Origin of the sequence: Pseudomonas oryzihabitans (assembly GCF_007665395.1) — a bacterium.
Classification (GTDB): domain Bacteria; phylum Pseudomonadota; class Gammaproteobacteria; order Pseudomonadales; family Pseudomonadaceae; genus Chryseomonas; species Chryseomonas psychrotolerans_C.
Window position 1 is genome coordinate 104,136 of the sequence record NZ_VDND01000015.1, and the last position, 12,312, is coordinate 116,447.

A 12,312-nucleotide genomic window follows, 5' to 3' on the forward strand; every position below is an offset into this window, starting at 1 on the left:
AACTTATATTCCTCCCATGCCCTGGAGGATGTTATGGAAAGCACTCGCACCTACGGAAATTTCAAAGGCCGCATAGGCGTTCTAGCTGAAGGCGAGCTCAAGGCATTGCTATGTGCCGCGGCTGGTGAGCAGACCAAGCAGATTGCTCGGACACTAGGACTGGCGCCCGGAACGGTCAAGAAGGCTCTGGACCGAGCATTCTTCAAGCTGGGCGTCAACAACCGTGCAGGCCTCGTGGGTGAAGCTCTGCGCCGCGGCGTCATCGGACCTTTGATGGTGATCATCGCTAGCTTCGGGGGCTATCAGGCAGCTACCTCCTTCGATGGAGACCATCTTCGGCGCGGCCCAAGTCGCCGTGTCGTCGAGATGCGTGTTCTGAAAGCCCGAGAGGATGCGGCACATACCGCTTGAGGAGGACGCACCATGCGCCTGTTCATCGTCGTTTTCATCGTCACCTGCGCTGGTTTTTTCGGCGTCACCCAGTACCTGGCGGAGCCGGTGAAGGATCAACCGATGGTGATCATCGGCTACCAGGACGAGTAACCCGGTTGTCAGCGTCCTGCCCATCCAGAGCGGTGTGCAGTGCAGTGACCACCAGCCTTTTTGCGAAAGCCAACTATCGCGGCGGGGCGAAGCCTTGCCTGGAGGAACCGATGTCCAGCTATGCCCAGTGGCTCGCCCAGCGCGCCAGCAGCGCCGACACCATGCAATTGCATACCGCCCTCCTCCCGGCTGGCGATCACATGGCTGCCGAATACCGCCGCCTCCTATCCGACCCGGCCGTCAGCCACCTGTGGGGCGCAATCCGCTCCCGCCTGGCCGACCTGGAGCAGACCATCAGCAACCTTCGCGGCGCCCAGGCCGCATGACCTCGGAGAAAGCTATGACCATCTCGCCCCTCCGCCTCTTCCTCGCCGTGATCGCCTTCTTCTTCTGGCTCAGCCTATCCGGCGCCCTGCTGCGCGGTTTCGCACCGGCGCTCGTCAGCAGCCGCGACACCGCGATGGTGATCCTGGGCTTCGCTATCCCCCCTATCTGGCTGGCCGCCTCTGCCGCGGTCGCCTGGTATCTCCTCACCAAACGCCGCACCGCGGCCACCTCCAAGGAGTAACACCAAGATGAAACGCATCACCATGATCCTGGCCGCGTGCCTGCTCGCCGCTCTGGCGGGCTGCTCCAAGGTCCCAGCCGGCAACGTCGGCGTGATCGTCAACCTGTACGGCAGCGAGAAGGGTGTGGACCTCAAGGAGGTCGGCACCGGGCGTTACTGGGTCGGTTGGAATGAAGAGCTTTTCCTGTTCCCCACCTTCACCCAGACCGAGACCTGGTCCGACGCCGAATCGATCAGCTTCCAGACCGTCGAGGGCATGAAGGTCGGCAGCGCGGTCGGTATCACCTACTCGGTGGATCCGGACAAGGTCACTACCCTGTTCCAGAAGTACCGGGCAGGCATCGACGAGATCACCAACAAATTCCTGCGCAACATGGTGCGGGATGCCTTCAACGACGTCGCCTCGAAGCAGCCAGTCGAGAGCGTCTACGGCGCCGGCAAGGCCGACCTGCTGCTGGCCGTCGAGGATCGGGTGCGCCAGCAGGTGAAGCCCATCGGCATCAACATCGAGCGCATCTACTACGCCGCCGACCTGGTGCTCCCGCCGCAGGTAACGAACAGCCTGAACGCCAAGATCCAGGCCACCCAGATGGCCGAGCAGCGCCGCAACGAAGTCGCCCAGGCCAAAGCCGAAGCGGACAAGGAGCGTGCCAGGGCTCAGGGCGAGGCCGACGCCAAGCTAACCCTGGCCGAGGCTGACGCCAAGGCGATTCAGATCCGTGCTCAGGCGCTGCGCTCGAACCCGGACGTGGTGACCCTGAACGCCGTCGAGAAGTGGGATGGCAAGCTTCCCACCTACCTCTCGCCCGGCGCACCTATGCCCTTCATTGGCCTTTCCAAGTAACCCATATGCCAGGGGCGGCCATCGGCCTCCCCGCTGGAGACCTTATGACCCGCATCCACGTGTTCCTTTGGGTCGGCCTGGGCAGCGCCCTCGCCTTCACTATCGACAAGACCCCCAACACCAACACGATGGCGGCCATCATGATCGGCGCGGCCATCTCCCTGGCTGCCCATTGGGCACTGGAGCGCAGAGCATGAAAGTCCCCGCCCCTATAGCCGCCCAGGGCCGTCAGCTGGTCGCCCTGGGACAGGCCATGCAGAACCCGAATACCACCGTGCAGCAACTGCTGGAGCTGTCGCTGGCCTGCGGCATCACGCTTCCAGCCGGGCGCCAGCAGATCCTGCCGCAGGAGGTGCGCCATGGATGAGGTGATCCCACTCGATGGCCTCCAGGCCATTCCGCCCTGCGAGCCGAAGATGGACGAGCTGACTCATGTGTTGTTGCTCGGTCTCCTCACCAGCCTGGTCCAGATGCGCGATCAGGAGGCCGATCCGGTGCGCCATGCTGACTTGGCATCCGTTACCAGCTCGCTCGGCTCGATCATTGCGCGGCACGAGCCGCAGGAGGAAGCATGAGACGCCAGCCGATCAACCCTGCCGCACTTCCGCGAGTCGGGCAGCCCTTCGCGGGTGGCTTCTACGCCGGCCGGATCTACTTCGACGGCCAGGAGCATGCCCTGGTCGATTCAGGCCGTGATCACGAGCTGGCAGCCGCCTGGTGGGACAAGGATGGCCCGCGACCCAACATCCGGGGCGCCTGCAGCTGCCATGACGGCCGGGCGAACACCCGCGCCATGGCCGAGGCCGGTAGCACCATCGCCGCGCAGATTCTGGCCATGAGCATCCGCGGCTTCGACGACTGGCACCTGCCGGCGATCGAGGAGCTGCAGCTGATTCGGGCGAACCTGTGCCAGCTGCCGAAGTGGGAGGTCTGGTATGCACACCAGGGGCCGAGCGGTCCAGCGCAGGCGTTCTGCCACGGCGAGTACTGGAGCAGCACCCAGCGCACCGCCGGCGGCGCCTGGGCGGTGATGATGCGCAACTGGAACAACTCGTCGTCGAACTGGGGCTTCAAGGTGAAGGGGATCCGCCCGATCAGGTCGGTACCTATCAAGCCGCTTGGCTTCATCCACGATGCGGCTACGGATGGCTCCGAACGGGGCCATGAATCTCGACCCGCGTCCCGCGATGAGGTGGTCGCGGTCGTCGAGCGCTTCGTCAACGAAGACTCGGGCCGCTTCTATGGTCGCGCGGCAGAGTTCGTGGATGCCTTGGTGGGCACTGGGGAAGTGCGCCATGACTAGGACCGTGCTGAAAATCATCCAGGATGGTGTCGGCTACTTCCTCAACACCGAGACCTCTTCGCCCGGCACCCGGAGCGGCAAACGCTATCGCCTGTTCAAGACGGCCAATGGAGGCAAGGACAAGCTGGGATGGGTTGGGGTCGGCGCTCAGGCTGGGCAGGAACTGCTCGACACGAAGGGTCGCGCTGACCTAGTGGCGGCCTGCGAACGAATCTTCGCGTCGAAGCGCCCGCAGCGGTACGTGCCAAGGGAAAGGATCAGAGGAATGCCTGGGCCTTGGGAGGGTGAAGCGTTTCCTGAGCGCCAGGAGGCCCGGTCGAAACGGCAAAACGTGACATGTCACGAAGGCGGGAAGTGATGGCGAGATACCTGACCATCAGGAAGTTCGCCCAGGAAACAGGCTACACGGAGGACGCCGTGCGCTCCAAGATCCGGGACGGGATCTGGAAGCTCGGCGAAGTATGGTTTCGGGCGCCGGATGGCCGGACGCTCATGGATATGCAGGGGTATGAGTCATGGGTAGAGATGGGCGAGGAGTCAGGCCAGTCTCGGACACGAGCATCGAAATCTCGTTCATGTACCGCGGTGTTAGGTGTCGTGAACGGGTCGCGCTCAAGCCCACCGCCACTAACCTAAAGCGCGCCGAGCAGCACCGCGCAGCAATCCTGGATGCGATCGCCCGCGGCGCCTTCGACTACGCAGTGACGTTCCCAGGCTCGGCCAGGGCGTTGCAGTTCGCACCGGAGAGCAGCCGGAAGACCATGGCCGGCTTCCTGACGGGTTGGCTGGAGGCGAAGCGGAAGCATGTCGCGAGCAGCACCTTCGAAGGCTACCGGAAGATCATCACCATGCGCCTGGTACCGCAGTTCGGCGAGGTGATGGTGGTGGACTTCAAGCGGAAGGCTCTGAAGGACTGGCTGGACACCCTTGAGGTGGGCAACAAGACGCTAAGCAATATCCAGAGCTGCCTTCGCTCGGCGCTGAACGACGCAGTAGACGAGGAGATCCTGGAGCTGAACCCGCTGGCTGGGTGGACCTATGCCCGGAAGGAGGCGCCGGCCCGGGAGGATGATGTGGATCCGTTCACCCCCGAGGAGCAGCGCGCGATCCTGGCGGCGGCCACCGGTCAGGCCCGGAACCTGATCCAGTTCGCCCTGTGGACCGGAATGCGCACCAGTGAGCTGGTGGCGCTGGACTGGGGCGATGTCGACTGGCTGCGCGGCGAGATCAGGGTGAGTAAGGCGATGACCCAGGCCGCCGGTGGCGAGGCCGAAGTGACGAAGACGACCTCGGGGCGGCGCTCGATCAAACTGCTTGCCCCAGCGATGGAAGCGCTCAAGGCACAGAAGGGATTCACCTTCCTGGCCGGCGTCGAGATATTCCAGAACCCGCGCACCCTAGAGCGATGGGCCGGAGATCAGCCGATCCGGAAAACGATGTGGGCGCATATCCTGAAGAGATCAGGCGTGCGCTACCGGCGTCCCTACCAGACCCGCCACACCTACGCCTCAATGATGCTCTCGGCCGGCGAGCATCCAATGTGGGTTGCAAAGCAATTGGGCCATAGCGATTGGACGATGATCGCCAGGGTCTATGGAAGATGGATGCCCACCGCCGATGACCAGGTCGGGCTAAAAGCGGTGACGGCTTTCGGCTCATTCCTCGGTACGCCTAAAGAGTCGATTGCAACCTGACGCGGCAATTGGCATTGTTCGGCTCTGCCTCACTGCGCTGGATTGCACGTGAATGGCGCGCCTCGCTGGGGATACGAGAGAACTATGGACGACTTAGAAAGCTTTCAGCTGCGTTACGTAGGAGCCCGCTTCAACAAGGCCAGGCTTCCTGTTGACGTCTTGTCTGACCTTCCAGCTTTTAGAGATTTGCTGGTCGCTTATGCAAAAGATGAATGGCACAGGCAAAATCAGCAATACAAACGAGTGCCGAAAGGATTCGACAAAAGTTTGGATTTTGATCTAACCGCCATCGAAGAAGGCAGCGCCATACCCAAAATTGATTGGAACAAATCTACTGCGCAAGAAACCCTACCGGGACTTGCAGATCAACTCCAATCAATTGTCAGCAAATCATATAGCGATATAGTCCGGCTTATCGACGATGCCGCAAACGACGTATTCCCTAACTCTCTATCCTATGAGCATATTAAAGCTCTCAACAAGTTCGGTGCGAGACTGAGGCCAGGCGAAAGAATTGAGTTCCTCAACTCGAAAGACGCTAACGGGCAAGTCATTTTCTTTGACATAAACCGAAGAAAGGAACTAATAACCCGAGTTAGAGAAACATACGAGGCAGGCTTTGAAGGACTTGGAACGCTCATAGGCTGTATTGCCGACGAACGAACAAGCTCGATTCTAGTTAGGACTGAAAAGCATGGTGACATAACAATCCCGCTTGATACTAAGCGTGTAATTGAAGATTTCGATGGAAGCATAGGCTCTGAAGTTCAATTTGATCTAAGCATCGAACTCGACCACAGCGATAAACTCAGAAATGTTATCGCTGTAAAAGATATAGAACTTATTGAAACCATGTCTGATGCGCAGCAGAAGCTTGCTTCCAGACTACGTTATATTAGCGACTTCAAAGACGGCTGGATGGATGGCGCAGGCGCGGCCGCCAGCTCTCGCGCCGTATCAAGTTGCCGTGAGCTATTTAGAAAAACCAAAGACCTGGCCGAACGATATCGTCTTTACCCTTCAGAAGAAGGCAGCTTACTAGTCGAGTTTGAAACCAACGACTGGGAATACTTTATTCGGATCGAAGTTGATGGGCGCATAAGTCTTTCTGGATTATCACTCGACGGCGAAGACGAGATCGACACAGAGCACTATCCGTCTGCAAATGATGACTTCCTTGCGATACTCGACTCAAGGACGAAAACCGAACATGACTAAGCTAGTCGACAATTCAGAAGTATTATTACGTCAAATTCATCCAGATTTTTTCGTCGACGGCGTCCCCGCCCGGAACAGATTCATGCCATATAGGGGGGATGAGAATCGGATGTCCGTTGATCGATCTTCGATGGTATCACCTCAGGACTCACATCTTAACTACACAGCTGGCGGTAAGAAATCAGCGGCGGTGTTTGGGATTACTGTAGGCGAGTTCCAGGCAGAGCAGATTTCATGCGAAGAAGATCCGGTACTGCCATCCAGCGAGGGTGCAGGGAATGCAGCTCACGCGATCGCAGATTACTCGCTGCACTCGCAGAGAGAGCAGGAAAAAGTGGCTACCAGGCTTAGACGAATTGCACAGGCCAGGGGATGCCTGTTCCAGGCACCGTGATGAATCTACCCAGGAATGACAGCTTTATGCCAGGTTTCGAGGCGAAGGCCGCGCCAGATGCGGCCTAGACGGGGGTTCAAATCCCCCCGCCTCCACCAAAAAGAAAGGGCAGCCATTGGCTGCCCTTTTTCTTTGCCCGCGATTTAGAACGGGATGTCGTCGTCGAAGCTGTCGTAGTCCTGCTGGGCAGGCTGCTGCTGCGGCCGGGACTGCGGCTGCTGCGGAGGACGCTGGTCGTACTGCTGACCGCCACCCTGGGGGGCTGCCTGCTGCGGACGGGGAGCACGTTGCTGCTGAGGCGCAGGCGCGCTCTGGTTGTATTCGTCGTTACCGCCGGCACTGCCACCGCGGCCACCGAGCAACTGCATGTTGCCGTTGATGTCGACCACGATTTCGGTGGTGTAGCGATCCTGACCGTCCTGTCCCTGCCACTTGCGGGTACGCAGAGTGCCCTCGACATAGACCTGGGAGCCCTTGCGGATGTATTCGCCCGCGATCTCGGCGAGACGGCCGAAGAACACCACGCGGTGCCACTCGGTACGATCCTGCTGCTGGCCGGTCTGCTTGTCCTTCCAGCTCTCGCTGGTGGCCAGGGTGACGTTGGTCACGGCATTGCCATTGGGCATGTAACGGGTTTCGGGATCGGCGCCGGCGTTGCCGACGAGGATGACTTTGTTGACGCCACGGGCCATATGGATCTCCTGATGAGCCTGTCGATCAAGCGGCGACTGGCGTTTGGCTTACCAGTCGCTCCAATTTCGCTCGATCGACGATTTTAGTATCGATCTTGATGTAGACGGCTTGTTCTTCCGCCACCATTACCGCATCGGTCACTCCGGCCAGGGCCAACAGGCGTTCGACCAATCCCTGGTCGTTGACTAGCGCGGAGGCAACCGGCAAACGCAGACTGGTGACATAGGGTGGTTCCCGCATCGTACCAGCAATCACCGCCCAGCCCAGGCAAAGCGCAGCACAACCCAGGAAGACGGTGGACAGGCCACCATGCTGGAACAGCCAGCCACCGAGGATACCGCCCAATGCGGAACCTAGGAACTGACTGGTGGAGTAGATCCCCATCGCCGTGCCCTTTCCACCGGCAGGCGCCACCTTGCTCACCAGCGAAGGCAGCGAGGCCTCCAGCAGATTGAAGGCGGTGAAGAACACCACGATGCCGATGACCAGTGCCACCAGGCTGTTGCTGAAGAAAAAGAAGTACAGCTCGCACAGCACCAGGACGCTGATGGCGCCTACCAGCACGCGCTTCATGCGGCGCTTCTTTTCACCATAGATGATGAAGGGGACCATGGCGAAAAAGCCGACCACCAGCGCCGTGAGGTAGACCCACCAGTGTTCTTCCTTGGGCAGGCCGGCATGGCCGGCCAGGGCCAGCGGCAGGACGACGAAGCTGGCCATCAGCACGGCGTGCAGCGACAGGATGCCGAAGTCCAGCCGTAGCAGGTCGCGGTTGCGCAGCGTCGCTCCGAGTGCCTGGCGCGCCAGGTTCGACTCCCGGTGGGCGAAGGGCGAGGCATGGCGCGGAACCAGGAACAGCACGATGACCAGGCCGACCAGGGCCAGCCCGCAGGTGGCCCAGAACAGTCCGGAGAGACCATAGGCGCGGGTCAGCAGCGGTCCGGCGACCATCGCCACGGCGAAGGACACCCCGATGCTCATGCCGATGGTCGCCATCGCCTTGGTCCTGTGCTGCTCACGCGTCAGGTCCGACAGCAGCGCCATGATGGCCGCGGAGATGGCCCCGCCGCCCTGCACGATGCGACCGGCGATGACGCCCCAGATGGAGTGGGCATTGGCGGCGATGGCGGCACCAAGAGCGAACACCAGCAGTCCACCTATGATGATGGGGCGCCGGCCGATGCGATCGGACAGCGTCCCCAGGGGAATTTGCAAGACCGCTTGGGTCAAACCATAGGCACCGATGGCGAGGCCGATGAGTGCCGGAGTGGCATCCGCCAGCTCCTGACCATAGGTAGCCAGGACCGGGAGCACCATGAACATACCGAGCATACGAAAGGCGAAGACCAGGGCCAGCCCCAGGGCGGCACGGCGTTCTACGCCGCTCATGGCTTCGCTGCGCTTGTCGAGCATTGATAATCCTCTCGTCGGCGACAGGCTTTTGTGTCGCCACACAGCTTTAAAACAGTCGTGACAATGACCATTTAGGGAGGAAGCGGTGAAGATAGCCGAGCGCTCGTCCGAACATTCCCGACCGCCAGGATCACGAACGCCCGATCACCGCTGTCGGGCCAGCAATTTTACCAGTCTTGACCCCTCTCTCACAGGCGCGGCAGATAGCCGCAGCCTGAGACGAGACCTCTTTCCTATCGAAGCGTCGCCAAAACGAGGCAGAAGTCTACGTGGATAAAATCCTCATCCGTGGGGCCCGCACCCATAACCTGAAGAACATCGACCTTACCCTTCCCCGGGACAAGCTCATCGTCATCACCGGGCTGTCCGGTTCCGGCAAATCCTCCCTGGCCTTCGACACCCTCTATGCCGAGGGCCAGCGCCGCTACGTGGAATCCCTGTCGGCCTATGCCCGCCAGTTCCTCTCGATGATGGAAAAGCCCGATGTGGACACCATCGAAGGCCTGTCCCCGGCGATCTCCATCGAGCAGAAGTCCACCTCGCACAACCCGCGCTCCACGGTCGGCACCATCACCGAGATCTACGACTACCTGCGCCTGCTCTATGCCCGCGTCGGCACACCGCGGTGCCCGGAACACGACGTGCCCCTGGAAGCCCAGACCGTCAGCCAGATGGTCGACCAGGTGCTGGCCATGCCGGAAGGCCAGCGGCTGATGCTGCTCGCGCCCATCGTGCGCGAACGCAAGGGTGAGCACCTGTCGGTGTTCGAGGAGCTGCGTGCCCAGGGCTTCGTCCGCGTGCGCGTCAATGGTCGCCTGCACGAGATGGACGAGCTGCCCAAGCTCGACAAGCAGAAGAAGCACACCATCGAAGTGGTGGTGGACAGATTCAAGGTGCGCGAAGACCTGCAGCAGCGCCTGGCGGAGTCCTTCGAGACGGCGCTGAAGCTGGCCGACGACATCGCCATCATCGCGCCCATGGAAGGTGACAGTGGCGAGGAGATCGTCTTTTCCGCCCGCTTCGCCTGCCCGATCTGCGGCTTCTCCATCGGCGAGCTGGAACCCAAGCTGTTCTCCTTCAACAACCCGGCCGGCGCCTGCCCGACCTGCGACGGCCTCGGCGTGAAGCAGTTCTTCGACGCCCGGCGGGTCGTCAACGAAGAGCTCAGTCTCAGCGAAGGCGCCATTCGTGGCTGGGACAGGCGCAACGTCTATTACTTCCAGATGCTGGGCTCGCTGGCCAGTCACTATGGCTTCAGCCTGGACGAGCCCTTCAAGCGCCTCGATGACAAGCACCGCAAGGCGATCCTCAGCGGTTCGGGTCGGGAAAGCGTCAACTTCCGCTACCTCAATGACCGTGGCGACATCGTCAAGCGTGCCCATCCCTTCGAAGGCATCCTGCCCAACCTGGAGCGCCGCTACCGCGAGACCGAATCCCAGAGCGTGCGCGAGGAGCTGGCCAAGTACCTGAGCACCCAGCACTGCCCGGACTGCAACGGCACCCGCCTGCGGCGCGAAGCGCGCCACGTGTGGGTTGGTGACAAGACCCTGCCAGCCGTCACCCGCCTGCCGGTGGGCGACGCCACCCAATACTTCCAGGACCTCACCCTCAAGGGCCAGCGGCAACAGATCGCCGACAAGATCCTCAAGGAAATCCGCGAGCGCCTGCAGTTCCTGGTCAACGTGGGACTCGACTACCTGACCCTCGACCGCAGCGCCGATACCCTGTCCGGCGGTGAAGCCCAGCGCATCCGCCTGGCCAGCCAGATCGGTGCCGGCCTGGTGGGCGTCATGTACATCCTCGACGAACCCTCCATTGGCCTGCACCAGCGCGACAACGAACGCCTGCTGGGCACCCTGACCCACCTGCGCGACCTGGGTAACACCGTCATCGTCGTCGAGCACGACGAGGATGCCATTCGCCTGGCGGACTACGTCATCGATATCGGCCCCGGCGCGGGCGTGCACGGCGGCCAGATCATCGCGGAAGGCACCCCGGACCAGGTCATGCAGCACCCCGACTCGGTTACCGGCCAGTACCTGTCGGGTCGCAAGAAGATCGTGGTGCCGGCCAAGCGCACGCCGCGGGACAAGAAGAAGCTGCTGAAGCTGAAAGGCGCGCGCGGCAACAACCTGCAGAACGTCAACCTGGAGATTCCGGTTGGTCTGCTGACCTGCGTGACCGGGGTCTCCGGCTCCGGCAAGTCGACCCTGATCAACAACACCCTGTTCCCGCTGACTGCCACGGCGCTCAATGACGCGACGACCCTGGAGGTCGCCGCCCATGACAGCTTCGATGGCATGCAGCATCTGGACAAGGTGGTGGATATCGATCAGAGCCCCATCGGCCGGACACCGCGTTCCAACCCGGCGACCTACACCGGTCTCTTCACGCCGATTCGCGAGCTGTTCTCCGGCGTACCGGAATCCCGCTCCCGCGGGTACACCCCAGGACGCTTCTCCTTCAACGTCAAGGGCGGCCGCTGCGAGGCCTGCCAGGGCGATGGCGTGATCAAGGTGGAGATGCACTTCCTGCCGGATGTCTACGTCGCTTGCGACGTCTGCAAGGGCAAGAGGTACAACCGCGAGACCCTGGAGGTGAAATACAAGGGCAAGACCATCACCGAGGTCCTGGATATGACCATCGAAGAGGCCCACGCCTTCTTCGAATCCATCCCGGCCCTCGCACGCAAGCTGCAGACGCTGATCGATGTGGGCCTCTCCTACATCCGCCTGGGCCAGAGTGCCACGACCCTGTCGGGCGGCGAGGCACAACGCGTGAAGCTGGCGCGGGAGTTGTCCAAGCGGGATACCGGCAAGACGCTCTATATCCTCGACGAACCCACCACCGGCCTGCACTTCGCCGACATCCAGCAGTTGCTGGACGTGCTGCATCGCCTGAGGGATCACGGCAATACCGTGGTGGTCATCGAGCACAACCTGGACGTCATCAAGACCGCCGACTGGTTGGTGGACCTGGGCCCGGAAGGCGGCTCCAAGGGCGGCCAGATCATCGCCACGGGTACACCCGAAGAGGTCGCGGCGAACAAGAAGTCCTATACCGGCCACTTCCTCAAGCCCCTGCTGGAACGTGACCGGGAGTAATCCCGAATACTTTCCAAAACGCAAAAAGCCCGGCCAATGCCGGGCTTTTAATTGCTCTGTCTTGGTACTTTGGTAGGTTGGGCTGAGCGCAGCGAAGCCCAACCTCCAGGCCCGCTCCGTGGCCTGTAGCCTGTAGCCCCTAGCCCACGTACCGCTCGAACGTTGGGCTTCGCAAACTCAGCCCAACCTACGTATCTATCGCAGCCATGGCGGTCCGCCAATGCGGCCGCTCCTACGGTAGGACTCTTGTAGGAGCAGCCCATGGCCGCGAGAGCCCGGCGCAGCCGGGCTGTGGCTGCTATTGCTCTTGGAGGCTCCAGCGGCACCTGGCCCATCAGGCCACACGCAACCCCCCCCGCAGCACCGCTCCTAGCCCCCTCTCCCTCGGGGAGAGGGTTGGGGTGAGGGCAGCCCCAAACCCCGCAGCCACCCGCTTCCGCCTCAAGCCTTTCAGCACCCCCGCCAAACTTTTCCTGCCCCAAAGACAACACCCCCGCCAGAGTGAACTGAGCGGGGGTGCTGGGTGTTAGGCGCTTGA

15 protein-coding genes are annotated in these 12,312 nt (G+C 61.5%); 13 read left to right on the forward strand and 2 right to left on the reverse strand.

Going from position 1 to position 12,312, the window contains the following annotated elements:
- The first annotated feature begins 33 nt into the window (after nt 1-33).
- From FSV73_RS23635 to FSV73_RS23685, 12 genes are all read left to right on the forward strand, one after another.
- A complete protein-coding gene (locus FSV73_RS23635) occupies nt 34-411 on the forward strand; it encodes a response regulator transcription factor (protein ID WP_145012400.1) in 378 nt (125 codons plus the stop codon).
- A 242-nt stretch (nt 412-653) separates the two neighbouring features.
- Entirely contained in the window at nt 654-869 is a 216-nt protein-coding gene (locus tag FSV73_RS23640) for a hypothetical protein (RefSeq protein ID WP_145012403.1), read from the forward strand.
- A 14-nt stretch (nt 870-883) separates the two neighbouring features.
- Nucleotides 884-1,111 carry a hypothetical protein gene (locus tag FSV73_RS23645; protein WP_145012406.1) on the forward strand — a complete coding sequence of 76 codons (228 nt, stop codon included), beginning with the start codon at nt 884-886 and terminating at the stop codon, nt 1,109-1,111.
- A gap of 7 nt (nt 1,112-1,118) precedes the next feature.
- Complete coding sequence (locus FSV73_RS23650; RefSeq protein ID WP_145012409.1) at nt 1,119-1,955, forward strand: prohibitin family protein; 837 nt, start codon at nt 1,119-1,121, stop codon at nt 1,953-1,955.
- A gap of 44 nt (nt 1,956-1,999) precedes the next feature.
- The gene (locus FSV73_RS25670; RefSeq protein ID WP_186309323.1) at nt 2,000-2,152 is read left to right on the forward strand and encodes a hypothetical protein; all 153 of its coding nucleotides are present in this window, start codon (nt 2,000-2,002) and stop codon (nt 2,150-2,152) included.
- Nucleotides 2,149-2,322, forward strand: a complete 174-nt coding sequence (locus FSV73_RS25675; protein WP_186309324.1) for a hypothetical protein — start codon at nt 2,149-2,151, stop codon at nt 2,320-2,322. The genes FSV73_RS25670 and FSV73_RS25675 overlap by 4 nt, the downstream gene beginning before the upstream one ends.
- Nucleotides 2,315-2,530, forward strand: a complete 216-nt coding sequence (locus FSV73_RS23655; RefSeq protein ID WP_145012412.1) for a hypothetical protein — start codon at nt 2,315-2,317, stop codon at nt 2,528-2,530. The genes FSV73_RS25675 and FSV73_RS23655 overlap by 8 nt, the downstream gene beginning before the upstream one ends.
- Nucleotides 2,527-3,258, forward strand: coding sequence for an Lcl domain-containing protein (locus FSV73_RS23660; RefSeq protein ID WP_145012415.1), 732 nt, complete (start codon nt 2,527-2,529; stop codon nt 3,256-3,258). Before FSV73_RS23655 ends, FSV73_RS23660 begins: the two co-directional genes overlap by 4 nt.
- Nucleotides 3,251-3,616 carry a hypothetical protein gene (locus FSV73_RS23665; RefSeq protein ID WP_145012418.1) on the forward strand — a complete coding sequence of 122 codons (366 nt, stop codon included), beginning with the start codon at nt 3,251-3,253 and terminating at the stop codon, nt 3,614-3,616. Before FSV73_RS23660 ends, FSV73_RS23665 begins: the two co-directional genes overlap by 8 nt.
- Nucleotides 3,617-3,773: 157 nt before the next feature.
- Entirely contained in the window at nt 3,774-4,952 is a 1,179-nt protein-coding gene (locus FSV73_RS23675; RefSeq protein WP_145012422.1) for an Arm DNA-binding domain-containing protein, read from the forward strand.
- Nucleotides 4,953-5,036: 84 nt separating this feature from the next.
- Nucleotides 5,037-6,170: a hypothetical protein gene (locus FSV73_RS23680; protein WP_145012425.1), complete on the forward strand. Its 1,134-nt coding sequence runs from the start codon at nt 5,037-5,039 to the stop codon at nt 6,168-6,170.
- The gene (locus FSV73_RS23685; RefSeq protein WP_145012428.1) at nt 6,163-6,564 is read left to right on the forward strand and encodes a hypothetical protein; all 402 of its coding nucleotides are present in this window, start codon (nt 6,163-6,165) and stop codon (nt 6,562-6,564) included. The genes FSV73_RS23680 and FSV73_RS23685 overlap by 8 nt, the downstream gene beginning before the upstream one ends.
- Before the next feature lie 143 nt (nt 6,565-6,707).
- On the opposite strand, the gene ssb is transcribed toward FSV73_RS23685, so the two are convergent.
- Both ssb and FSV73_RS23695 read right to left on the reverse strand, forming a co-directional pair.
- Nucleotides 6,708-7,256, reverse strand: a complete 549-nt coding sequence (gene ssb / locus FSV73_RS23690; protein ID WP_145012431.1) for a single-stranded DNA-binding protein — start codon at nt 7,254-7,256, stop codon at nt 6,708-6,710.
- Between the two features lie 25 nt (nt 7,257-7,281).
- A complete protein-coding gene (locus FSV73_RS23695) occupies nt 7,282-8,670 on the reverse strand; it encodes an MFS transporter (protein WP_145012434.1) in 1,389 nt (462 codons plus the stop codon).
- 269 nt (nt 8,671-8,939) lie between these two features.
- On the opposite strand from FSV73_RS23695, the gene uvrA reads away from it, so the two are divergent.
- Entirely contained in the window at nt 8,940-11,774 is a 2,835-nt protein-coding gene (gene uvrA, locus FSV73_RS23700) for an excinuclease ABC subunit UvrA (RefSeq protein ID WP_145012437.1), read from the forward strand.
- Nucleotides 11,775-12,312 lie beyond the last annotated feature (538 nt).